General features: G+C 60.6%; 24 protein-coding genes and 1 pseudogene. 9 read left to right on the forward strand and 16 right to left on the reverse strand.

All coding sequences use genetic code 11. The features are described 5' to 3' along the window. The 3 genes and pseudogenes from ACFR99_RS13055 to ACFR99_RS13065 all read left to right on the forward strand — a co-directional run. The coding region (locus ACFR99_RS13055) for a zinc ribbon domain-containing protein (RefSeq protein ID WP_390288043.1) at positions 1-339 on the forward strand (339 nt) is incomplete at its 5' end. Positions 340-417: 78 nt separating this feature from the next. Next, positions 418-537 (forward strand): annotated as a pseudogene (locus tag ACFR99_RS13060) (thioredoxin domain-containing protein); the annotation flags it as partial. 257 nt (positions 538-794) lie between these two features. Beyond that, complete coding sequence (locus tag ACFR99_RS13065; RefSeq protein WP_390288045.1) at positions 795-1328, forward strand: DUF8159 domain-containing protein; 534 nt, start codon at positions 795-797, stop codon at positions 1326-1328. Between the two features lie 100 nt (positions 1329-1428). Here ACFR99_RS13065 and ACFR99_RS13070 read toward each other — a convergent pair whose 3' ends face one another. The 5 genes from ACFR99_RS13070 to ACFR99_RS13090 all read right to left on the reverse strand — a co-directional run bounded on the left by ACFR99_RS13070 (position 1429) and on the right by ACFR99_RS13090 (position 4570). Further along, positions 1429-1605, reverse strand: coding sequence for a hypothetical protein (locus ACFR99_RS13070; protein WP_390288047.1), 177 nt, complete (start codon positions 1603-1605; stop codon positions 1429-1431). Positions 1606-1704: 99 nt separating this feature from the next. Further along, positions 1705-2043 carry a MarR family transcriptional regulator gene (locus tag ACFR99_RS13075; protein WP_390288049.1) on the reverse strand — a complete coding sequence of 113 codons (339 nt, stop codon included), beginning with the start codon at positions 2041-2043 and terminating at the stop codon, positions 1705-1707. Between the two features lie 172 nt (positions 2044-2215). Then, the gene (locus ACFR99_RS13080) at positions 2216-3067 is read right to left on the reverse strand and encodes an alpha/beta fold hydrolase (RefSeq protein ID WP_390288051.1); all 852 of its coding nucleotides are present in this window, start codon (positions 3065-3067) and stop codon (positions 2216-2218) included. Positions 3068-3232: 165 nt separating this feature from the next. Then, positions 3233-3697: an Rrf2 family transcriptional regulator gene (locus tag ACFR99_RS13085; protein ID WP_390288053.1), complete on the reverse strand. Its 465-nt coding sequence runs from the start codon at positions 3695-3697 to the stop codon at positions 3233-3235. A 150-nt stretch (positions 3698-3847) separates the two neighbouring features. After that, on the reverse strand, positions 3848-4570 hold the full coding sequence (locus tag ACFR99_RS13090) for an NAD(P)H-hydrate epimerase (RefSeq protein ID WP_390288055.1): 723 nt from the start codon (positions 4568-4570) through the stop codon (positions 3848-3850). A gap of 308 nt (positions 4571-4878) precedes the next feature. On the opposite strand from ACFR99_RS13090, the gene ACFR99_RS13095 reads away from it, so the two are divergent. From ACFR99_RS13095 to ACFR99_RS13105, 3 genes are all read left to right on the forward strand, one after another. Next, entirely contained in the window at positions 4879-5253 is a 375-nt protein-coding gene (locus ACFR99_RS13095) for a winged helix-turn-helix transcriptional regulator (RefSeq protein ID WP_390288057.1), read from the forward strand. Positions 5254-5925: 672 nt separating this feature from the next. Continuing rightward, entirely contained in the window at positions 5926-6195 is a 270-nt protein-coding gene (locus ACFR99_RS13100; RefSeq protein ID WP_390288059.1) for a hypothetical protein, read from the forward strand. A 62-nt stretch (positions 6196-6257) separates the two neighbouring features. After that, positions 6258-6857, forward strand: coding sequence for a helix-turn-helix domain-containing protein (locus ACFR99_RS13105; protein ID WP_390288061.1), 600 nt, complete (start codon positions 6258-6260; stop codon positions 6855-6857). Between the two features lie 27 nt (positions 6858-6884). Here ACFR99_RS13105 and ACFR99_RS13110 read toward each other — a convergent pair whose 3' ends face one another. Continuing rightward, a complete protein-coding gene (locus ACFR99_RS13110; RefSeq protein WP_390288063.1) occupies positions 6885-8291 on the reverse strand; it encodes an FAD-dependent oxidoreductase in 1407 nt (468 codons plus the stop codon). Between the two features lie 137 nt (positions 8292-8428). Between ACFR99_RS13110 and ACFR99_RS13115 the strand changes: the two genes are divergently transcribed. Beyond that, positions 8429-9793, forward strand: a complete 1365-nt coding sequence (locus ACFR99_RS13115) for a dihydrolipoyl dehydrogenase family protein (protein ID WP_390288065.1) — start codon at positions 8429-8431, stop codon at positions 9791-9793. Continuing rightward, the gene (locus ACFR99_RS13120) at positions 9790-10827 is read left to right on the forward strand and encodes an NAD(P)/FAD-dependent oxidoreductase (RefSeq protein WP_390288067.1); all 1038 of its coding nucleotides are present in this window, start codon (positions 9790-9792) and stop codon (positions 10825-10827) included. The genes ACFR99_RS13115 and ACFR99_RS13120 overlap by 4 nt, the downstream gene beginning before the upstream one ends. Positions 10828-10963: 136 nt before the next feature. Here ACFR99_RS13120 and ACFR99_RS13125 read toward each other — a convergent pair whose 3' ends face one another. The 7 genes from ACFR99_RS13125 to ACFR99_RS13155 all read right to left on the reverse strand — a co-directional run bounded on the left by ACFR99_RS13125 (position 10964) and on the right by ACFR99_RS13155 (position 16725). Then, positions 10964-11566: a hypothetical protein gene (locus ACFR99_RS13125; RefSeq protein ID WP_390288069.1), complete on the reverse strand. Its 603-nt coding sequence runs from the start codon at positions 11564-11566 to the stop codon at positions 10964-10966. Further along, the gene (locus ACFR99_RS13130; RefSeq protein WP_390288071.1) at positions 11563-12660 is read right to left on the reverse strand and encodes a DUF3179 domain-containing protein; all 1098 of its coding nucleotides are present in this window, start codon (positions 12658-12660) and stop codon (positions 11563-11565) included. Before ACFR99_RS13130 ends, ACFR99_RS13125 begins: the two co-directional genes overlap by 4 nt. 221 nt (positions 12661-12881) lie before the next feature. Next, positions 12882-13856, reverse strand: a complete 975-nt coding sequence (locus ACFR99_RS13135; RefSeq protein ID WP_390288073.1) for a patatin-like phospholipase family protein — start codon at positions 13854-13856, stop codon at positions 12882-12884. Further along, positions 13849-14712 carry an SDR family oxidoreductase gene (locus tag ACFR99_RS13140; RefSeq protein WP_390288075.1) on the reverse strand — a complete coding sequence of 288 codons (864 nt, stop codon included), beginning with the start codon at positions 14710-14712 and terminating at the stop codon, positions 13849-13851. The genes ACFR99_RS13135 and ACFR99_RS13140 overlap by 8 nt, the downstream gene beginning before the upstream one ends. 96 nt (positions 14713-14808) lie before the next feature. Continuing rightward, positions 14809-15714 (reverse strand): sulfite exporter TauE/SafE family protein, encoded by a 906-nt coding sequence (locus ACFR99_RS13145; RefSeq protein ID WP_390288077.1) that lies wholly within the window; start codon positions 15712-15714, stop codon positions 14809-14811. After that, positions 15711-16286, reverse strand: coding sequence for a carboxymuconolactone decarboxylase family protein (locus ACFR99_RS13150; protein ID WP_390288079.1), 576 nt, complete (start codon positions 16284-16286; stop codon positions 15711-15713). The genes ACFR99_RS13145 and ACFR99_RS13150 overlap by 4 nt, the downstream gene beginning before the upstream one ends. Positions 16287-16299: 13 nt before the next feature. Beyond that, positions 16300-16725 (reverse strand): hypothetical protein, encoded by a 426-nt coding sequence (locus tag ACFR99_RS13155; protein WP_390288081.1) that lies wholly within the window; start codon positions 16723-16725, stop codon positions 16300-16302. 270 nt (positions 16726-16995) lie between these two features. Here ACFR99_RS13155 and ACFR99_RS13160 point away from each other — a divergent pair, with 270 nt between their 5' ends. Then, positions 16996-18426 carry a dihydrolipoyl dehydrogenase gene (locus ACFR99_RS13160; RefSeq protein WP_390288083.1) on the forward strand — a complete coding sequence of 477 codons (1431 nt, stop codon included), beginning with the start codon at positions 16996-16998 and terminating at the stop codon, positions 18424-18426. Between the two features lie 285 nt (positions 18427-18711). Here ACFR99_RS13160 and ACFR99_RS13165 read toward each other — a convergent pair whose 3' ends face one another. The 3 genes from ACFR99_RS13165 to ACFR99_RS13175 all read right to left on the reverse strand — a co-directional run bounded on the left by ACFR99_RS13165 (position 18712) and on the right by ACFR99_RS13175 (position 21470). Then, positions 18712-19593 (reverse strand): alpha/beta fold hydrolase, encoded by an 882-nt coding sequence (locus ACFR99_RS13165; protein ID WP_390288085.1) that lies wholly within the window; start codon positions 19591-19593, stop codon positions 18712-18714. Positions 19594-19615: 22 nt separating this feature from the next. Beyond that, entirely contained in the window at positions 19616-20440 is an 825-nt protein-coding gene (locus ACFR99_RS13170; RefSeq protein WP_390288087.1) for a class I SAM-dependent methyltransferase, read from the reverse strand. 205 nt (positions 20441-20645) lie between these two features. Beyond that, positions 20646-21470 (reverse strand): helix-turn-helix transcriptional regulator, encoded by an 825-nt coding sequence (locus ACFR99_RS13175; protein ID WP_390288089.1) that lies wholly within the window; start codon positions 21468-21470, stop codon positions 20646-20648. Positions 21471-21633: the final 163 nt, after the last annotated feature.

Genomic DNA, 21633 nt, shown 5'->3' on the forward strand with positions numbered 1-21633 from the left:
CGACGGTTATACGAGTACGTCTCCTACAAGGCCCCTGAGAAGGGCGTCTCCGTGAAACAAGTCGAGCCGAATCACACGTCTCAACGCTGTTCTCGAACGGACTGTGGGTTCACGCACGACGGTAACCGACACGGAGAACACTTCTGTTGCCAGAAGTGTGGGTACGAGGTGAACGCGGATTACAACGCCGCGAAGAACATCGGGACGCGGTACGCTCGGAAGCGGACACACAGACTCCGTTCCTCGCCCAAGTCGGGGAGCGGAGACGCACCAGTAGACGTGCGTATAAATGGTGGGACGTTGAACGGCGAGAGTTACCAGCGTATTGCTGGGGACTGATTGCCGGGAGTCCACATCAAAGCCCCACCCTCAAGGACCGAGGCGCTGAGCGCCGAGGGAGTAGGGTGGGGTAGTTTACAAGTGAAGGACGTGAGCGGTCAATCCGGAGTACCCGTGCTCGTCGATCCCGAAAACGGCGTGACGGGAATGACAGAAAGCGCCGATATCGTTGCAGATCTCGAACGAACGTACGGCTGAACGTGCTCTATCGGACAACAGCGGTTTGACAGCCAGTGAGATCGACGGCGACTGCAACGAACGCGATCGAAGAGCCGACAAGGTCGGATTAGTGACCGTCGAGAGTGACGCCCGTTTTTCCGGTACGGTCTCTCGTATCAAACGGAAAGCGAGCAATAGGAGTCACTACTCGTCGGAGAGATCGACCACGCCGAAAATGCAGCGGCGATGGATCGGTTGCTTTCGTCAATAACTGTTCGCTTTTCGACCGTTCGTCGATGATACACGACCGAGAATCCGTTTTAACCCATCAAATTGGTGCCCTAGTGAGGATAGACTACATGACGAAACGGAATCTCTCTCGGATTGTCCGCGGTGTCTCGAGACGAACCGTGTTGACGACTGCAACTGCCATTAGCGTCGGAACCGTCGCAGGCTGTCTAGGCGGTACAAATGAAAAGGAAGATGAGGATATTGAGAACGATATCAGTGAGGTGGACAGGAGACTCGCTGCGGAGATGGCCGAAACCATCGACGATGACCTCTCGGTCACGGGGTGGGAGCTACCCGGAATGTTCATCCCGGAGTATACAGACAGCCGCGGAGTAGAAGTTGACGCCACGATCCTCGGAAACGCGTATGCTGATATCGTCGATCAGGGGTTCGATCGTCGAGCGATGCCGACCGCGCTTACCGACGATGGGGATGTGTATTTCATGGTTTTCATCGAACCCGAGTGGGCCAACGCGTATCTCGAGGGAGACTGGTCGCAAGAAGCGTACGACACGGAGATCGAAGACTCCGCACACTGATCTCGGATACGAGCTTCCGATACCACCACCGTGGTAATGGCGGCCACCCGAATCACTACTGAGCGACTCGATTCTCCCCTCGTTGATCGACCCCGGCTGATCACGCCATCGTGAGCGCGTCGATCCAGTCATCCGACTGAATCCAGGCGTCTTCCTCCTGTTCGTCGTAAACGATCAGCTGGTCGGTTTCCGTCTGGACAGCCGAGTAGCGCTCGAGCGGGGCGGCATCGACGCCGATCGTTGGCTGCTGGTTGGGGTGTGTCGTGTCTGTGGACATGGGATCTCTCCTCGAATACTTACCTTACACTACTAGGTAACACTTGGTAACGTATAAGCACTCGCGAACCACATCGTTAGGAGGTTACGTTGAAGAAAGTCAGTGGTCCATAGCCGTCGACTCTTCGGCCAGCGCCGAGTCGGAAATCGAGTAGAGAGATTGTCCCGCATCGCGAAAATACATGCGTTCACGAAGGATGTCGGCATCCCGAAGCGCATCGAGTGCAGACCGAACGGTCCGTTTGTTCAGTCGAGTTTCGGTTGCGATTTGGCTCTGCGTCAGCTCACCATTGATATCGAGAACTTTCAACACGAGTTTGCCACTCGGAGGAAGGTCGTAGATTCGGTCTGGGACGCGAGTCATGATCCCATCGTTGCTCGTGTCGTCACATACGTTTTCAGCGTCGATGCAACGACTATGCACGACCGTGACGATCACACCTAAGCAAGCACATAGTTTATTTGAAAATAATAGAACTTGATTGTTGGTCGGTTACTAAAATCAACTGAACCACACGGAACAACGCGTGTGAAAGTCGTCACCGGCACATTCAGGTGGGTCGTCCCGTTCCGGAGTGGCGACCCGAGTGTCTCGTTGTGGACGTGGGCGGTTACTCGAGGAAGTTCGAGAGGTTGTCGACGAACGCCGTCGAGCGATCCTCCGGAACCCAGTGATTCGCGTCGAGTCGGGCAATACCTGCGGTGTTCTCGAGGTCGTCGTTCAGCCGTTCTGCGAACTGGATCGGCTGGAACTCGTCGTTCTCGCCCCAGATGAAGTACGTCTCCGCTGTGATCGCGCCGTAGTCGATTTCAGTCGTGTGACTCGTGTTCGTCGCGATCGCGTTCCGGCTGAGGGAAATCCGACCCTCATCACTCCTGAAGCGAGAGACCATCGCCTCCACGAACTCGTCATCCGGATCGATGAGCGTCGTTTGGAACGTTTGAGTGAGTTGTTCGTCGACGTCATCGACGGACATGTCGTTGATTGTCGCAGGAAGCCCGAGATCGACGATGAACTGTATCGGCCACGAGTCGTACGCAATCGCGTTCGAAAGCACGAGTTTTCCGACCGCGTCCGAGTTGTGTGCCGCGTAGCGAAGCGCGACGCCACCACCGATGTCGTGGGCGACGAGGTCGATCTGGTCGACCTCGAGTCGCGCTAGTAGCCCGTCGAGGACCTGCTCCTGGGCGCGGATGGACCGATCGAAGCCATCGTGCATCGCGGAGTTCCCGTATCCGACGAAGTCCGGAGCGATCACCCGTCGATCGTCTTCAAAGGCCGGTGCGACACCACGCCAGAGGTACGACCACGTCGGAATCCCATGGAGGAACACGAGCGGGGTTTCGGCTGCATCGGTATTGCCCTCGTCGTAATACGACACGGTCAGGTCGTGTCTGTCGACCGAAATCGTTGTCTCTTCTTGTGCGTCCGTCCATTCCTGATGGGTCGGTTCGTTCGTCATCGAATGAGCAATCACCGCCCCGCTATTTGTAACTTTGTGTGTTACAATAGGCTGCTATCGACGCACACCCACATCGATAGCGCCACCGCTCTTCTCACCACTCATGGAAAAGGACAGCAGCCGTCGAGACGCGATCGAGGGATGAACCCGTTTTGTCCGGCAGTATCAGTCGCCGAGATCGGCGCTTTCGACGCTTTCGATCGGTGTCGATGACTGCTCGAGAATCTGCTGGCTGAGATCGGCGATAGTGATCGTTTTGAGTTCGTCTTTCAGAGCGGCCTCCGCCGGTTGCAGCGTCTCGGTGAGGACTGTCTGGATGTTCTCGCCAACGGGGCACGCTTCGTTCGGGTCGTTCGGATGGAACGTAAAGACCGACTCCACCTCGAGCGCTTCGTAGACATCGTACAGCGTCACGTCGTCCGGACTCCGGGCCAGTGCGAACCCCCCGTTCGGTCCCCGCTTGGACGTAACGAGGTCTGCATCCCGAAGCGATCCGAGTAAACGACGGACGACGACGGGGTTAGTATCGAGACTCCAGGCGAGCTTCTCCGAGGAGAGGCGTTCATCACGAACGACAGCGAGCACCGTTAGCACGTGCGTCGCGACGACGAGCCGACTACTCCCGTTCATATTCGAAACTAGACGATCTGGTGTGTAACGTCTTCCGATCTCTCACCCCGGAAAACAGTATCCGATCGTACGAGTAGGCTGCGAAAGAATCGGTTCTTTGGAAGTGTCCCCCGAGTCGATAGATCCTCGAAACGAGATCACATACAACAGTCACGATCTCGTTGCGTCGATTCTGATGGCAAACTTGTGATCGAACGGAGGCGTATACGGAATCTCGAGCGTCTCGTAAACGGCGGCGGGGACGCTAATATCTCCAAGAATCAACTTGCCCGCTGTTTCGAGTAATCCAGTTTTCGGAAGGGCGAGTGTGAACGTCCGTATTGGATGGATTGTGTCACCGGACGCGCCACCCGTCGTCGCATCGATACCAGACGGAACGTCCAGAGACAGAATCTTGGCCTCCGTGTTTTCGGCCCACCACACGAGCTCCCGGGGCGGGCCACGCAACGGTTCCTGAAGGCCGTATCCGACGAGTGCATCAACTACAACCGCCGGTATCTCGACGGTCGATACGTCGGTTCGGATCGAAATTCCCATGCGATCGAGCAGTTCGTACTGGCTCGCGACGACACCTGTGAGTTCTGTCGGTTGTCGATCGAGGACAACGGTAACTGGAATCTCGCGGTTAGCGAGGTGGCGGGCGCACGCGAGTCCGCCGCCTCCGTTCCCACCTCCACCGGCGAGGACGACGACCGGTCCGTCTCGGGAGAGATCCAGTACCTCGCAGGCGAGTCCACGACCGGCCTGCTCCATCATCTGGAGCAGGGACAACCCGTACTCCTCGACGGCAACCCGATCGACGTCGCGCATTTCCTCGGCAGTGACTGCAGTCACATTGTGGCCGGTCGCTGTTCGAAACGCGTCGAGATCCATATGCACCATACAGTGACACGGGCAAACAGCCTTCGGACAGGACTCTCTCCTTCGATACGAATCGACGTTACTGCTTGGTAATGCCATTACCTCTAGCTTATAATTATGTGGGGCGGCCGCAAACGAAGTTACTGAAGGTAACCTACACTGACGACTAGGGCGAGTAGCGTATGAGTGTGTTTGTGTCGTATCACACTTACTCGGGGAACGTACCGTGAGCAGGTCGTATCGACCGATAAAGGATAGTACTGACTAGTAACCTAGTTACAACACGTAACTATATACCGCTCCAGCACGAGTGGACAGATATGAGCGAGTCAACAGAGCAACTGGAAGTGTGGTGTGCAGGCGAAGACTGGTGTCCCGTCACCTCCACGGCGACGTTGATCGGCAAGAAATGGCATACCGTTATCCTCCATCGGTTGCTTGCCAACGGACCGCTTGGATTCAACGCACTGAAAAAAGAAGTCGGCGGGATCTCGAGCAAAGTCCTCTCGGACTCGCTCGAGGATCTCGAAGCCAAACAGCTGGTCGAACGGTCGATCATCAGCGAAAAACCGGTCCGGGTCGAGTATTCGTTGACCGAACACGGGAAATCGCTGGAGCCAGTGATTCAGGAGATGGCCAAGTGGGGACAGGAACACCTGACGGCTGCAGTGGACAAGGAAAGCTCGATCGCTTGATACGGTCTGCTGTAAGTCATTGCCGGTGCAACCGTAGCACGGTCGCGGTTGCACCGGTAAATCGTTACAGTAGACCATATGAGCGCCTGATAGCGTCGCAATCGTTCCAGTCGAGGTCACGTCGTTCGAGCGCTTTCGTCTCGCGTGCTTACCATCATCTCCGATTTTCGGACGACCTCGAGGCACTCGCCTTGCTGATCTATAAATCGAGAGAGGTATTGTGACTGACTTGCACTCCTGCCGAACTCATAAGAGACAATATCTATAATGTACGGGGAGTGAACTCCCATGACAAGCGCTTCTCACGACTCATCACGACCCGAGGGAACGAGAGAGACGGTTCGTTCTGCGAACGGCGGTCGTTCCCAGCCGGCTTCCGGAATGCAACGATTTGACGTCTCGAGCCCACATAGCACGGAATCTAACGCGATCCTGAACGGCGTTCAGGAACCAGTCTACGGACCAGACTGGAGCCGTGGCGGGAGTTACGTGAGGGGCCGTACGCGAGGTCAATTAGACTCGAGGAGGAGCCATTATGTGCAAGAGCCAATCTAAGCGGAGGGAACGAACTACTATTTCTTTCTCTGTGAACTCCATCGAGAGTGAACGGATGAGAACGTCCGTACAGCCCAACGTACCGCCACAGCCGGTGTGTACCGCGCTGCGAGCGTTATGGCAGTAACGAGACGAGAGGTACTCGAGCACCTCGCGACAGCCAGCGATGGCGAGACGCGAGAAACGACGATCGAAGCACTTGCAGCGGCACTCGAGGCCGACGAACGCACGATTGAATCCCACCTCCACGGGTTGGCGGACTGCGAACTGGCTCGAATACGATCGGATGGGAGCGCTCGAGTGACGATCACTGGTGAAGAACTGCTCGAACTCGAACTCGACGAGCTAGTGATCGTTGATCCAGAGACAATGAATCCGAACGAATGAGGGGAGTTAGTATTTAGCAAGAGCCTGTCTAACTGTGTACTATATGGAGGCATTGGAAGCGAATGTCTAATGGCGAGACAACTGACCCCGAAGGACCCCAAGAGATCCAGTACGATCCATCATCCAGCCAGTACGACCTCTTCGAGTGTCCCGACTGTGATAACGTCGTTCTCGTCCTCGGTCGCGACGATCCGCCGATGTCGTGTCACGACAAACCGATGGAACGCGTGACTGACCTGGAAATGAGCGTCAAGCCACCGGACGTCAGGCAGGTACTACTCCAGGCCTTCGGGCTCCCCAAGGCCGGACTGGATATCTGTCTATGCGTCATTGGCGAGGGGCCACTGTCGGCGAACGAAGTGGCCGAGACGCTCGGATACGACCGAAGTACGGTCACCCGGTATCTGAACAAACTGGTCGAACTCGGACTCCTGCGTCGGTCAGAACTGAACCGGGAAGCGGGTGGCGTCGTCAACGTCTATCACTCGGTCGATCTCGAGCGGATGCGCCGCGAGACGCTGATCGGCTTCTACGTCTGGGCTGGCGAGGCTGCTGCCCTCATCGAAGATGCGAACCTGACCAAACAGGACTATCTCGAAGAAAATCCCGATCAAAAGCTCCCAGACGTGTTCTGGGAATCGTTTCCGGAACGTGACGGCTGACAGAGACAGCACACGACGAACCGAGGATTATCGGTTGCCCTCGAGTACCTTCGCTGCGGTCAACACGGGATCCCAGGTCGTGTTGAACGGCGGCGCGTACGCGAGGTCGTAGTTGGAGAGTTCGCCGACGGTGATTCCTTCGGTAACCGGCCCGACGAGCGCGTGGCTTCGGTGGACAGCACCTTCGCCGTACTCGGAAACGAGACTGCCTCCCAGCACGCGTCCGGATGGACGGTCGGCAGTGAGCGTCACTCGCACTGTTCCACCCTCGGGGTAGTAGCCAGCGCGAGATTTCGCGTCGATCGTCTCCGTAATCGGGTCGAAGCCAGCCTCGCGGGCCTCGTGATCGAGTAGTCCGGTTCGAGCTGCCTCAACGTCGAAGGCTTTGACCGCAGCCGTCCCCGCGATACGGCCTCCCTCGGTCGGATCGCCAGCGACCGTCTGGCCGATCGCTCGGCCGTGTCGGTTGGCAGTCAACGCAAGGGGAACGTACACCGGCTCACCTGTAACGACATGCTCGGCCTCCGCGCAGTCGCCCGCTGCGTAGACGTCCGGCAGGTTCGTCTCCCGATATCGGTCGGTCGCGATCGCGCCCGTCTTGCCGAGTTCAATTCCAGCAGCTTCGGCTAGCGTCGTCCGTGGACGAACACCGGTTCCAACGAGCACCATCTCGACGGGGACTCGCTCGTCGGTCGTCACGACCGCCTCGACCGCCTCGTTGCCGTCGAGTGCTTGGACTTCCGTGTCGAGGTAGACCGCGACGTCTTGCTCCTCGAGATGTGCAAGCACGGTCTCGCTCGTGGCTTCGCTAAACTGTTTCAGAACGCGATCGCCACGCTGGAAGAGGTGGACCTCGAAATCGTTCGCAGCTAACGCTTCGGCCATCTCGACGCCGATGTATCCTCCGCCGACGATTCCGACGGGGCCAGTGCACGTTTCGAGGAACTGGCAGGCGGGCCCGCTGTCGGGCTGTTGGAGGTCCTCCTCGCGACGCGCCCGAGCGACGTATTCACGGATTTCCGTCCCGTCAGACATCGATCCGAGCGTGTAGACGCCCGGACGATCGACCCCATCGATCAGCGGCGTGACTGCGGTCGCGCCGGTCGCCACGAGCAAGTGGTCGTACTCCTGGACGATCTCGTCGCCGTCGGCGCGGGCCGTCACGGTTCGAGTCGTCGGATCGATATTGATGACATCGTGGCCGGTTCTGAGGTCGATATCACGCTGCTCGCGGAACTGCTCGGGCGTGACCGAGACGAGGTCGTCGAGCGACTGTATCTCGCCTTTGATGTAGTACGGGAGGCCACACGCCCCGTACGAGACCCATTGCCCTCGTTCGAACACGACGACGTCGAGGTCCGGGTCGTCGCGCTTTGCTTTGCTTGCTGCCGACATCCCTGCGGCGTCACCGCCAACGACAACGAACGTGCTCACGGATCGAACTTTGCGGGAAAGCGTATAAACTCGGCTCGAGTGTGCGCTTTGGTTCCCAACCCACCTCCATGGTCGTGCAACCGAACTGAACCGGCGCACGGGGTTCTTTACCACAGCTACTGTTCAGTACTGTACCTATGGCTGATTTCGACGTCATCGTCGTCGGCGGAGGAACCGGGAATAACGTCGCTGCGGCCGCCGCCGACGCTGGGCTCGACACCGCACTGGTCGAACCGGGACCGTTGGGCGGAACGTGTTTGAATCGGGGCTGTAACCCCTCGAAGATGCTGATTCAGGCGGCAAACGCTGTAAATAGCGTCCGGGACGCCGAACGGTTCCACGTCGATGCCACCCTCAATGGAATCGATCACGCCGCTGTCGTCGACGAGATGGACGACCTGCTCGGCGGGATTGCCGAGGACATGAAAGATCGGTACCACGAAAAGAACCACCTCACGCTGTTTACGGAGTACACCGAGTTCGTCGATGAGCGAACGCTCGAGCTGGAGGGCGAGACCGTCACCGCCGAGAAGGTCGTCGTGGCTACGGGAAGCCGACCGATCGTCCCACCGATCGACGGCCTCGACGAGATCGACTACCTCACCAGTCAGGAGGCACTCTATCTCCACAAGCCGCCCGAGAGCCTCGTTATACTCGGTGGCGGGTACATCGCAGTGGAACTGGGATACGTGTTCCAGTCGCTGGGTACCGAAGTCACGATCGTGGAGATGATGGACTCGCTCGTGCCGCGGGAAGACGCCGATGTCGCCACAGCGTTCACCGAGCTCGCCGCCGAGCGCCACAACGTCCACACCGGCCACCGCGTGACCGCCGTCGAAGAGCACGGTGATGGCCACGCTGTCCACGCAGAGACGGAGGACGGTGGAAAACTGACGGTCGAGGGCAGCGAGGTGCTCGTTGCACTCGGCCGACAGCCGAACAGCGACGAGCTGGGGCTCGAGGCGGTGGGCATCGAGATCGACGACCGCGGATTTATCGAGACGAACGAGTATCTCGAGACGACCGCCGAGAACGTGTGGGCACAGGGCGATGTCGCCGGGAACGCATTGTTCAAACACTCCGGCGACTACGAGACCCGCTACACAGTCGCGAACGTCGTCCACGAAGAGCGAACGGCAATCGACCTCTCGGCGATGCCCCATACAATCTTCACCAACCCCCAGATCGCCGGCGTCGGGGCGACCGAGGCGGACCTTCAGGACGACGATACGGAGTACGTCGTGGGCCGGGCCGACTACAGCGACTCGGCGATGGGACGGGCGAAGAAACTCGAGCACGGATTCGTGAAGGTGCTTGCCGCCCCGGACGGCGAGATTCTGGGCGCCCATGCCATCGGCTACGAGGCATCGACGCTGCTCCACGAGGCAGTTCTCGCGATGCGACACGATCTGTCGGTCGACGACGTGGCCGGGACGATCCACGCACATCCGACGCTGAGCAAGATCCTCGAGGCCGCATTTCGAGAGGTGACACGGCAATGAGCGAGGAATCGCCGTCTACGGAATACGAGGTGATCGTCGTTGGTGGTGGTCCTGCAGGGATGACGGCGGCGCTGTACAGCACGCGACTGGGTCATCGGACGGCGGTCGTCAGTCGTGGCGGCGGTCGGGCGGCGATGATGCAGGAAGTCCATAACCTGCTGGGCGTTCGTGAGGAAACCAGCGGCACCGAATTCCTCGGTATCGGGCGGGAACAACTCGAAGCGTACGGCTGTGACTTCTACCAGGATATGGTCACCTCGTGTTCCCGCGAGGAGAGGGAGGGGGAGGGTGAGGGGAGACTGATCCGACTATCGGGAAACAATGACGACTACGAAGCAGAGGTCGTGATCCTCGCGACGGGATTCAACGACGTCCGCCCGGAACCGCCGCTGCCGCGAACCGGTCGCGGCCTCCACTACTGTCTACACTGTGATGCACACATGTTCGTCGACAAGCCGGTCTACGTGATGGGCCACTCGGAGAGTGCGGCCCACGTCGCAGGAATTATGCTGAATTTCACCGACGAGGTCGACTTGCTCACCCGCGGCGACGATCCCGAGTGGAGCGACGAGACGACCGCCATGCTCGAGCGCCACCCCATCGACATCGTCCACGAAGATATCACAGGCGTTCAGAACGGGAACGATGGCTGGTTGAAAGCGCTCGAATTCGAGGATGGGGTCGTCCGGGAGTACAAGGGCGGGTTCGCCATGTACGGCGCCGAGTACAACAACGGACTGGCCCGGGAACTCGGCTGTGAGATCAACGACGACGGGACCATCGAGGTCGGCGATCACGGCCAGACCTCCGTCGAGGGCATCTACGCCGTTGGCGACTGCACGCCGGGCCACAACCAGCTTCCAATCGGAATGGGCCAAGGCGCGAAAGCGGGGGTCGACGTGCACTTCCAGTTGCGGGACTTCCCGCGTGACTCTGACATCCTCGACGAACAGGGCCCGGTCCGCTCGGAAGAAGTCCCGGGGATACCGGACGAACTGCTCGAGCAGGCGGTCGACTTCCACACCTACGAGTGATATGGTCCCCCTTACTGGTTTCCGGCACACCCGCATGGAGGGGTGCGAGCCCTCCGGTGCTGACTTGCAGGAGTCCGTATGAGGGGGAGACGAGTCGGCTCCGCGGCTCGAGCACCGCTATGATCCGTCTTCTTTCTCAGCTCGACGCGTTCGCGACGTCAACCTTCCCGGCGACGTACACCAGACTGGCAAGCATCAGCACCACTCCGAGCGGCAACAGCCAGGCGAACATCGTCAACAGGAGGCCGCTCGCCTGTATCCCGAGTGCGATCAGGACGACGGGTCCACAGCAGACCGTTCCGGACAGCAGGGCCGGCACCGACGCAAGCAACCCCGAGCCAGCTCCGATCCCGCAGGCCGCCGGTTGTACGACCGCGAGGTAGGTCAGTCCGAGGTTGAGGCCGACGAGGCCAGCTATCGCGAGCCCGATCGCGATGTCGATCGGCGACACCAGAAATCTGATGACACCAGTGTCGAGCAGCGCAACGGCCTCGAACGACGCGGGGCCGATCCGTTGGAACATCCGGACCAGCGGGTCGTCGACGACGATCAGGTTCGGGGCCGCGCCGGGTCGCATCGCGAGGTCGCCGATAGCCCAGAGGAAGGCCGCGAGGTAGCCGATCCCGACGAGGATGGCGACCGCCAGTGAATCGCGGCGTCTGACGACGAGTGTCGTTGCGGCGATCGTCTCGGCGATCCGCCGCCTCGGCGCCGGGTCGAACTGAGTCCAGGTGCTCATCCATGAACCTCCGTCGAGGGGTAGAAGCCGTACCAGGCGAACCACATCGCGTCGAATCCGATCACGCGTTCGAGGGGGAGCGCATCCGGTTCGTACTCGTCGTCGTCGACGGTGAGTGCACTGCTCTCGAACTCGACCGACCGGTCGTCGGGGTTGCGGTAGACGTAGCCCGTATCGAGTTCCTCGTCGTAGGCGGTCGCATAGGGAACGTCGCCCACTGAGCCGACGACGGCCCCACGCTCCCGGAGCGTCGACTTGGGGACGGCCAGCGCTCCGTCACCGGTCCGGGCCCCGACGACGGTTTTCTTCGGGGGGAATCGCTCATCGCTCGCCAGCGGGTCGAACAGCAAGCTCTCGTCGTCGTAGTAGCCGGTCCGAGGATTGTACTGCCCGTAGGGATCGCCACCGTAATCCCGGACGTGGCCGGTATTCTCGGTCAACACGGCCGTCTCCGGATGTCGCTCGCGCCACCGTCCCCACGTCGTCCACGTCACCTGAAACTCCGACAGGTACGCCCCTTCGTGTGGGCCGCGGATCCCCCGTGCGAGCACCTGCGACCACCACGTATCGCTCCCGCGGTCGTACATGATGAGATTACTGTTGACGAGGCGCCCGGAGACGCCGAGCTCGCTTGCTCCGCGGTAGAACCCCTGTGCCGTTCCGGTCAGCGGACAGTACGTTACCGCGACAGACTCCTCACCCACGACATCGTTGACGATTTCGTGCCACACGAGAACGTACCGGGGGTACGCCTTCGCGTCGCCGTTCAGTTCGACGCCGAAAACTAGATCGTTGGCCGACAGTCTCGAGGGCGGATCGTCGGCTGCGGCGAACTCTGGCTCGTCGATCGAGGGGATGCCGTCCTTGCCCGGGCCGCCGGAGAGACTCGCCTCGTCGAGTTCGTCGGTCGCGTACTCCTCGGGGAGCGACCGGTCGACCGTGGGCGGAGCGCTTGTGATCGCTCCCCCATCATCGCCCGCGATGGGCACGAAGGAGCCGTCCAGACAGCCAGCGAGCGCAGCGAGGCCGACACCGCTGGCCGCGCCGAGGAAACGCCGCCGGGAGACGCCCGCATTCTCGTGTCCATCAGGCATATCCGTCGGTTGGTTCGCGACACGCATAACCGAGCGTCAGTCGTGTGTGACTGACACACAGCAGCGTTCTCGCCGAACGGGACGTTCCGGGCGACCGCCTCGGCGGTGAAGGACGATTTCGAGTGGCCACCGACGAACCAGGACCGCGCCACTACTACTGCGAACCGCACGCCGGCGTCACGTTCGGAACGCTCGAGGTGAAGTGATCGAGACCGGCCTCGTCACGAGCCCGGTCGCGAGTCGAGAAACTCGCGGGCTCGCTGGGTGCCCAGGGCCCGGAGTTCGTCGAGGAACGCGGGGTCGCGGTCGACCTTCGTCGCGCAGGGAAACCGCTTGCCCATCTGAATGCGGTGGATGTCCGTCTGCTGAAACTCGTCGGCGGGGAGTTTCCCGTCTGCAACCCACTCGTTGACGCGCTCGATGAATCCGAGCTCCTGATTGAGGGAGATGTTTCCCGACAGTTCGTTGCGCCGGTCGGCAATGACGTCCAGCGTGTCGGGTTCGCCCTCGAACTCTTGGGAGTTGATCTGTACGATCCACAACTCCTCTGGTTTACGTGCCGGTGGAAGCCGCATCAAGTCATTAACTGGTGGGTTCTGCGAGAACAGCCCGTCCCAGTGGAGGTGCCCGTGGATTTCGACGGCCTCGAACAGGTTCGGAACCGCTGCCGAGGCGAGCACGGCGTCGACGGTGACGTCCTCGTTGACGAACGTCTCGAAGACACCGGCATTGATGTCGACCGTTCCAATCACGAGCTCCGGTGCTTGCTTCTGACAGAGGTCCGGGATCGCGTCGAAGTCGATGTGTCGTTCGAGCACCTCTCTGATACGCTGTTTCCCGACTTCCGGTCCGAGTACCTGATACGGACTGATAGAGGGGAGGGGAAAACCGGCACTCTCCATGCGCGAGAGCGTGGTCACCAGGGAATTCGTCCAGCGGTCCTGTACCCCGTCAGCCGCCAGATCCGTCCACAGCCCGTCGAGGATCGCACGCGCCCGGTCGGCATCGCCAGTGACGAGCCCGTACCACGTCCCAAGGGCGTTGAACGCGCCACCGGACGTGCCGCTGATGCCGACGAGTTCGTACTCGTCGTCCCACTCCTCGAGCAGCGTCCGAAGGACACCCGCAGTGAACGCGGTGTGGCTGCCACCGCCCTGACAGGCGATGGCGACGCGCGTCGGGTCGCCCTCACTCATACGTCGTCGTGTAGCCGCCGTCCCAGAGCAGGTCGCCACCGTTGAGATGTTTGCTGTGCCGGGAGAACCCGAACACGAAGAGGTTCGCCACCTCGGCCGGCGTCATCAGCTCCTTCGTGCGGGCCTGTCCGAGCATCACGTCCTCGACGACTTCCCGCTCGGAGATGCCACGTTCCGTGGCCGTGTCCTCGATCTGGTTTACCATGAGCGGCGTGAGGACGTACCCGACGCTGACCGAGAATCCCCGAAGCGTTCCCTCACCCTCGGCGGCGATTGCTCGAGTAAGTCCCTTCAGCCCGTGTTTCGCAGTAATATAGGCGGGCTTGTCCTGGGTCGCGTAGTGCCCGTGGACTGAGGACATGTTGCCGATGGCACCGACGCCGTCGTCGGTGTCACGAACGTGAGCCATGGCGTGCTTTGCCGTCAAGAACGGCGCCCGCAACATGATGTCCAGCAGCAGGTCGTACTTTTCTATCGGAAACTTCGGGAGCGACGCGATGTGTTGCATCCCCGCAATGTTCGCGACGTATCGGAGCTCGCCTTCCTCGGCTGCGATGTCGATCATCGTTTCGACGTCGGCGTCGTCTGTGAGATCGGTCGGGACCGAATAGACCTCGCCCGATGCGTCGACATCGTCAGCGATGTCGATCGTCTCCTGGAGCCCTGCGTCGTCGATGTCGGCACCGATGACCGAGAGCCCGTTCGCTGCGAGGGCGACTGCAGTCGCCTGTCCGATGCCCGATGCGGCCCCCGTCACGACGGCCGTGGTTTCGGGACCGAAGTGTGGATCCTCGAGAACGAGCAGGTCGTCGGATGTAAGCGTCGGTTCGGCGAGATCGAACTCGTCGGGTGACATACGCGCTGGGCTACGTGGACAGGACGTATAGTGTTATAACGGGTATGCACCGAAGACACACGGTGATGGTCTGCAGCTCGCTCGAGCTGACACGGCTCAGGCGAGTAGCTCGCTCCCGAGCACGATCACGCCCACGATCGCAAACACAACCCCGAGTGCCGGTTCCATGATCTCGCTCGGGACGTACTTGCCGACGCGCGTCCCGACGGTGCCGCCGATCAGGACGCCAAGTATCGACCAGGCCACGACGTACCACACCGGCGTAGCAGCGAGCGCGTGGACGGCCGCCCCGGCGATCGCGGCGAGCGCAAGCACGAACACGCTCGTCGCGATCGCCACCCTGGGCGGGAGTCGACACCGCATGATCAACTGTGTGGTCGTGATCTCGGGAAGCCCGGCACTAATCAGGCCGGTGATGAGCCCACCGACGGTCGCAAGACCGAGGCCGGGCGGTCGCCAGCAGGTATCGTACCTGAACGTCTCGCCGTCAGTCGTCTCGATGACGGTTTCGCCACGAGCCGTATTCTTCCGTTTCAGGAATGCTCCTTCTCCCTCACCTGGGACACACTTCTCGGGCGGATCGTAGTAGACGAGAAAAACTCCCAGAATGAGCAACCCGACACCGAAGGCGATCGTGAGCAACGCTGTCGGCACCGAGTGGGCCACGAGCGCTCCGACGACGACGGCCGGTATCGCGCCGAGCAAGAGCCACTTCGCCGTCGCGTAGTCGACGGTTCGCTGGCGAACGTAGTTCAGCAGTCCGTTCCCCATCCCGAACACTTCCGTCAAGAGTCCAGCACCGATCGCTTGCGAGGGCGAGAGACCCACGACCAGCATGAAGAATGGACTAAAGAACAGTGCTCCGGAGACACCAGCGGAGAGTGCGACCAGCGAAAAGAGAATCGACGCCGGGAACACCCACCAATGAGCGAGGAACTGCTCGACTGGGAAATCGGCCGGGATGGGAACCGATTGCGCCAGGAGTACCGGTACGGTCGTCATGTGCTCCCGACAGACTCGCCGAAGCGTTCCACTATCGACTCCTCGTCCGGGATCCAACCGACGAACTCATCGCCCTCGAACGGCAGGTCGACGGCGGCGACGTAGTTACACAGGCCGACGTAGAAATCGACGAGGAGGCCGAGTGCGACGATCTCTGCCGGCGAATACTGTCGCGAGAGCGCCTCGTGGATCTGGTCGGTGACGGTTCCGGATTCGACGGCCCGGGTGTACTGGAGCAACACGAACTCGGCATCGTCAAACCCCGAGAGATCACCGCCGCCGATCGCTCGCATCTCCTCGACCGTGACGCCCTTGTCACGGGCGATGTCGACGTGTTGGTGCCACTCGTATCGAGCATCCCGGGCTCGAGCGACGGTGAGGATGACCAGCTCCTTGCGTCGATCTCCGAGCTGGTCGTACAGGGTGTTCAGATACTCCAGCGTGGCCTCGAGTACCTCGGGGTTGTGCGCCCACACGCGAAAGATGTGGCGGTCGCCGAGGTAGTCATCGGTGAACAGGTGGTGGTACTCCTCCGGAACGTCGTTCAGTTCGAGCAGGGGGAGTCGTGACATGTGTCTCACTCTCTTATGCGATGAGTCCGGCCCCGAGGAAGGCGCCCAGAACGATCCCGTAGACGACGTGGACCGTCCCGAAAGTCGTCAGCATGTCGCGGTCGGGCTCGATCCCGATGACCGCCCGCATCCAGAACGCCATCCCACCGATCATGAGGACGATTCCGTAACCGAGCCCGAGGCCCGCGCCAACGGCAATCGAGCTGAGCTCGAGACCAAGTAACGGGACGCCGACGGCAAAGACGACGCCTGCTCCGATGCCGTAAATCATGTGCAGCGCCATCCCAGGCATCGCGTGGTCTTCGGGAGCGCCACCAGCGAACTTCGAGACGAGCCGCGCCGTTGGTGGTGGCCCACCGTCCCCCATCGCCATCATCAATGCAGTCATACTGATCGTTGCAACGACGCCGCCGGCCAGACCGGCAAGTGCGCTTGTCATACTCTCTCAGATGCACGACAGCTATTAAGCCGCGGTGCGGTCGGTTAACTCAGTCGCACACCCGTCCACAACCCGTATACACGGCCGTTCCGTTACTCGTCGGCCCTCGAGCAACACGTCGATAATACGGTAGCCACTCAACGTCACTGCACATCCGAGCGCACGACTGCTGTGCGATCGGTTCAGCTGTTACTATAGCTCCGAGTGGGTTGGTAACGGAACTACACAGCCGCAGTTAGTTATTCTACGTGCGGGGTTGAGGAACTGAACATGGACGAAGTCGATTTTCTGGTGATCGGTTCAGGGTCCGGACTCGACGTCGCAAACGCGGCCGCGAATCGCGGCCAGTCTGTCGCGATCGTCGAAAAAGGACCGCTCGGGGGGACCTGTCTCAACCGCGGGTGCATTCCCTCGAAGATGTTGCTCTACCACGCGGACGTACTGGAGACAGTCGAACGAGCCGACGAGTTCCACATCGATGCGGCGGTACGCGATGTCGAGTTCTCGGAAATCGTCCGTGAAGTCACCGAGGACGTCGAGGCTGACGCCGAGTCGATTCGTCGTGGGTTACGCTCCTCCTCGAAGCACGAGCTGTACGAGGGCGAAGGGCGATTCGTCGACGACCGGACGGTCGAACTCGTCAGCGGTGCCGACGAAGGCGCTCGTATTCGGGCCGAGACCGTCCTGATCGCTGCCGGTACGCGGCCATCGATCCCGGATATCGACGGTATCGACCAGGTGGCGTACCTGACCAGTACCGAAGCACTCCAGTTGGAGACGCCACCGGACCATCTCGTCATCGTCGGCGGCGGGTACATCGCAGCCGAACTCGGCCATTTCTTCGGGACGTTCGGAAGCGACGTGACCATCATCGGCCGTCGGCCGAATCTGCTTCCGGAGGCCGACGAGGAAGTGGCCGAGGCGTTCACCGAGCGATACGCCGACCGGTTCTCGGTCCATACCGGCTATGCAGCCACCGCTGTCTCGGAGACTGCTGGAACCATAACCGTCGAAGCACACCCATACGAGTACGGCGCGGACGGCGGAATCCTCGAGGACGATACTGTGACCGTGACCGGCGACACGCTACTCGTCGCCGCCGGCCGCACCCCAAACACGGACACGCTCGATCTCGACGCGGCAGGCGTCGAAACGGACGAGCAGGGCTTCGTCGAGACCGACGAGTACCTGCGGACGACTGCTGAGGGCGTGTGGGCGCTCGGAGACATCGTCGGCGAGTACCTGCTGAAACACAGCGCGAACCACGAGGCACAGGCCGTCGCCCGGAACCTCTTTGGAGCCGATCTCCAGCCGATCGACTACACGGCGATGCCGTTTGCGGTGTTCGCTTCTCCAGAAGTGGCCGGTGTCGGCGCACACGAGGAAGAACTCCGGAACGCCGGTCGAGAGTACGCGACGCGAACGTACCAATATGACCAGACCGCTCGAGGCAGCGCGATGCACGCCGACGGCTTCGTGAAGGTTATTATCGATCTGGACGGCACGATCCTCGGCTGCCACATCATCGGGCCAGAGGCCGCCGACCTCATTCAGGAGGTCGTCGTGGCAATGAAAGCGGGGTCGGGGACGGTACAGGACATCCGCGAATCGGTCCATATCCATCCTGCCCTCTCCGAGGTCGTCCAGCGAGCGTTCGCTGGACAGTTCTCCCGTGGCGAAGACAGTGGCCACTCGCACTGATAACGACAGTCAACTGGTTTCCGAGGGGAGTCTTGATTCACTATAGTAACAATTGAACCGATTGACACACCGATCGTACAGCCCTCGTGCGATCGGATGTGCAGTGACGTTCAGTGGCTACTATAGTCCACTCGGGACTGTGAACTCGGAGCGTTGAATACGATATCTGTCAGAGACGGTCTGCTGGATACAGCCTCTGTATCCAGCAGACGGATAACGAGCGCTCTACAGGCGGTGCAAGGCGAGTGCCTCGGGGCTTGACCCCGAGGCGGTTCACGCAGATCCTCAGTGTGTCTCACGGTCGCTAAGCTCCTCGTAAAGCGCTTCTAGAAACGCTTGGGGTCGTTCGAGTTTCGGATCGTCACCGGCATCGTCGATTACGTAGAGTGGCCAGCCGTATCGAGTACTCGCGCTCTTGGCGATGTCGAGCCGTATGGCACGGTCGTCCCGGCCCCAGATCAAGCTCGTCGGAACCGTGATCCCCTCCAAGTCCTCTGCCGGGATCCTCGGTATCCCGACCTCCTTCATCAGGGTTTGCATAGCGGCTTTCACACTCGGCGTGCGTGCACGGTCGAGATTGTACGCCAGGAACGGCTCCCAGTTATCGCCCATCTGGTGAATCAAGCCATCCCGATCAACCAGACATTGATCGAGAAAACTGTCGTATGCGTGGTCCGTCGGCCGTACAAGGAAGCGGACTAACCCGAACGCAAATCGCGGGGATGGCAGAAACCGTCCAAGACCGAGTGAATCTACGAGTGTCAGCCGTGTGATCTGTACATTCTGGGTACCCGCGAAGCGGGCTGCGATGGCGCCACCGAGCAAATGTCCAACCAGCGTCGGTGGTGCTGAGCATGTCTGCTCTATCAGTTCACCGAGCCACCGCATCACAGCGGGGACGTTTAGCGCGTTGTCAATTACTTCCGACGCACCGTGACCGGGCAGATCGGGAACGATTACGCGATGGGTCGTCACCAAGTCCGGGATCACCCGCATCCACCACAACGCAGATTCGCCAGGGCCGTGTAACAGAACGATCGGGGAGCCATCACCCCCCTCAAGCACGGCGGTCGAAACGCCAGCTAGCGTCAGTTGTTGTTCCGTCACGGGGAGATCAGCGAGCAACCGCCCCCGGACTTCCTCAATTCGTTGTTTCTTTATTGTCATCGTCTTTATCTGTTGGATTAGCTCACTTTGTCCCGATAGCGATGTTAACCGTGTTGTTCACCACAGCAGGACCGCGTTCCCCGGACCGCTCGCGCAGCCTGTCATCTAGCGCCATCTGTGCCGCGGCCATCTGTTCGGCCGTCAGATCAGTGACCATCTCCGCCCCGATCGGATTGCTGGCGGTCACCCAGTCCCACATCTGCGTGCCGGACTCGAACTCCAACCGATGGTTCGCCGTCTCAACGCAGATATCCGCCAGCCCAGCGTCAGCCAGCTTCTCGCGCAGTGCCGCTGGGTCCGACACCTGAAAGGGTAACGGCGGTGGATCCATCGGAAGGCCGGTGAATCCAGGGACGACGGATTCGACCGCCTCGAGAAAGAGCCCGAGGAACTCGATCTCGGACGGCGGTCCCATTGTGACCAGCAACACGCGGCCACCGGGCCTGGTAACGCGCGCCAGTTCACTCAGTCCTTGCTGCAGGCCGGGGAACAGCATAACGCCGAACTGCGAGCCGGCGATGTCGAAGGTATCGTCCTCGAGCGCGAGGTCGTGGCCATCCATAATACGAACCTCCAAGGTGGTGAGCCCCTCCTCACGTGCCCGTGCCTCGAGTCGGTCGACCATGGCAGGGGAGATGTCCGTCCCCAGCACCTCTGCGCCCGCGCGCGCTGCGGGGAGGCTCAACGCACCACTGCCAGCCGCGACGTCCAGCATCCGCATCGCCGGGCTGATCCCTGCCCGCTGGAGGGCCACCTCCGCGATAGCTACGTTCGCCGGGGTAACGAACTCGTCGTACTCCGGTGCGATCTCGGTCCATGCGTTCTGGATCTCGGTTTGTTCGGCCATGAGACCTCAAATCCCGATACGCCCGCTACTCGTATGTAAACTCCTAGTGAAATATTTCACGCCGTGAAGAAGGTGTTGGTTCTCCAATAGAAGGGTGATCCAGTCTGATGCAATGGATTGTCGCTGGTGTCGGATTTGGTCCTGGCCCCCGGCGGTATTGCGACTGCTGGTAGTCGAACGTACGCTCACGATCCACGGACGGCCTTCACGAGCGAAGGTCCGACGAGACGAGCGTCTCGAACACCTGTGGCTCGACCGATTTCGCCTCATCACGGACGCGCTCGAAGGTTGAAATGGCCCATTCTCGGGCCGCCGGGGCGTCCGTATCGATGACGGCTGTCAGGGCCCCAGTCTCAGGATCGTGGCAGCAAATGCCAGCACGGTCGTCGACGATGCCGAGCCCGCATCGAGACCGATCGGGGAGTGCATCGTGGACGTACACGTGGCAGTTATCACGGGAGGCGGCCTCCATGACACGGTCCGGATTCCAGGCGAACGTCTTCTCGAGTGCTGTCGGCGAATAGACGTACTCGAGTTCCATCCCGTCGATAACGGCCTGGCAGACCGTCTCGTTGTTGATCGATTTGAACACGATGCTGTCGAACCCGCGCATTCGAGAGGTCCCCTCGATAAGGTGGGTGAGACGCTCGATCGGTTCGTATGGGTAGCCAGGTCCGGGATACGAGACCACCGCATCGGAGAAGAGGTCGACGGAGAATCCCTCCATCTCCCGGGGAAGCCACTGCCAGACGGCGCGTAGCTTGCGTTCGATCGCCATTGCGTCGCGGAGTTCGAGGAACCGCTCTGCGACGAACTCCCCTAGCGGCGTCAGTTCGTAGGTCGGTCCGCTCCGTTCGACCCACCGGCGGTCTTCGAAGTCGGTAAGAATTCGACTCATCGTCGGTGTCGAGGCACCCGTTGCAGCGCGTAGCTCCCGTCGTTCACGGGCGCCACCGGTCAGTTCCTCTATGACACCAACGCGGTGGCTCGACCGGGCGAGAAAATCGATCTCTTCGAGGGGCGCGTTCATGGTATGTGTAGACGTACCACTATATTACGTATGTCGGTCACCCAATTCTCATCGGCTTATCAGGGTCCTTTTATTCGTCACGGCTCCGTCAACATCTATGGTATGTGATGAAATTATCAGCGATAAAGTAAATTCGGGTCTCCGAGAAACGGTTTGGCGTAGC

It is taken from the genome of Haloarchaeobius amylolyticus (genome assembly GCF_042678045.1).
GTDB lineage: Archaea > Halobacteriota > Halobacteria > Halobacteriales > Natrialbaceae > Natrinema > Natrinema amylolyticus_A.

What these genes read in the sequence shown, in the direction of transcription:
- ACFR99_RS13065 (WP_390288045.1), top strand. Translation starts at nt 795, where the DNA reads ATGATACACGACCGAGAATCCGTTTTAACCCATCAAATTGGTGCCCTA.
- ACFR99_RS13070 (WP_390288047.1), bottom strand. Translation starts at nt 1,605, where the DNA reads ATGTCCACAGACACGACACACCCCAACCAGCAGCCAACGATCGGCGTC.
- ACFR99_RS13080 (WP_390288051.1), bottom strand. Translation starts at nt 3,067, where the DNA reads ATGACGAACGAACCGACCCATCAGGAATGGACGGACGCACAAGAAGAG.
- ACFR99_RS13085 (WP_390288053.1), bottom strand. Translation starts at nt 3,697, where the DNA reads ATGAACGGGAGTAGTCGGCTCGTCGTCGCGACGCACGTGCTAACGGTG.
- ACFR99_RS13090 (WP_390288055.1), bottom strand. Translation starts at nt 4,570, where the DNA reads ATGGATCTCGACGCGTTTCGAACAGCGACCGGCCACAATGTGACTGCA.
- ACFR99_RS13095 (WP_390288057.1), top strand. Translation starts at nt 4,879, where the DNA reads ATGAGCGAGTCAACAGAGCAACTGGAAGTGTGGTGTGCAGGCGAAGAC.
- ACFR99_RS13100 (WP_390288059.1), top strand. Translation starts at nt 5,926, where the DNA reads ATGGCAGTAACGAGACGAGAGGTACTCGAGCACCTCGCGACAGCCAGC.
- ACFR99_RS13105 (WP_390288061.1), top strand. Translation starts at nt 6,258, where the DNA reads ATGTCTAATGGCGAGACAACTGACCCCGAAGGACCCCAAGAGATCCAG.
- ACFR99_RS13115 (WP_390288065.1), top strand. Translation starts at nt 8,429, where the DNA reads ATGGCTGATTTCGACGTCATCGTCGTCGGCGGAGGAACCGGGAATAAC.
- ACFR99_RS13120 (WP_390288067.1), top strand. Translation starts at nt 9,790, where the DNA reads ATGAGCGAGGAATCGCCGTCTACGGAATACGAGGTGATCGTCGTTGGT.
- ACFR99_RS13125 (WP_390288069.1), bottom strand. Translation starts at nt 11,566, where the DNA reads ATGAGCACCTGGACTCAGTTCGACCCGGCGCCGAGGCGGCGGATCGCC.
- ACFR99_RS13130 (WP_390288071.1), bottom strand. Translation starts at nt 12,660, where the DNA reads ATGCCTGATGGACACGAGAATGCGGGCGTCTCCCGGCGGCGTTTCCTC.
- ACFR99_RS13135 (WP_390288073.1), bottom strand. Translation starts at nt 13,856, where the DNA reads ATGAGTGAGGGCGACCCGACGCGCGTCGCCATCGCCTGTCAGGGCGGT.
- ACFR99_RS13140 (WP_390288075.1), bottom strand. Translation starts at nt 14,712, where the DNA reads ATGTCACCCGACGAGTTCGATCTCGCCGAACCGACGCTTACATCCGAC.
- ACFR99_RS13145 (WP_390288077.1), bottom strand. Translation starts at nt 15,714, where the DNA reads ATGACGACCGTACCGGTACTCCTGGCGCAATCGGTTCCCATCCCGGCC.
- ACFR99_RS13150 (WP_390288079.1), bottom strand. Translation starts at nt 16,286, where the DNA reads ATGTCACGACTCCCCCTGCTCGAACTGAACGACGTTCCGGAGGAGTAC.
- ACFR99_RS13155 (WP_390288081.1), bottom strand. Translation starts at nt 16,725, where the DNA reads ATGACAAGCGCACTTGCCGGTCTGGCCGGCGGCGTCGTTGCAACGATC.
- ACFR99_RS13160 (WP_390288083.1), top strand. Translation starts at nt 16,996, where the DNA reads ATGGACGAAGTCGATTTTCTGGTGATCGGTTCAGGGTCCGGACTCGAC.
- ACFR99_RS13165 (WP_390288085.1), bottom strand. Translation starts at nt 19,593, where the DNA reads ATGACAATAAAGAAACAACGAATTGAGGAAGTCCGGGGGCGGTTGCTC.
- ACFR99_RS13170 (WP_390288087.1), bottom strand. Translation starts at nt 20,440, where the DNA reads ATGGCCGAACAAACCGAGATCCAGAACGCATGGACCGAGATCGCACCG.
- ACFR99_RS13175 (WP_390288089.1), bottom strand. Translation starts at nt 21,470, where the DNA reads ATGAACGCGCCCCTCGAAGAGATCGATTTTCTCGCCCGGTCGAGCCAC.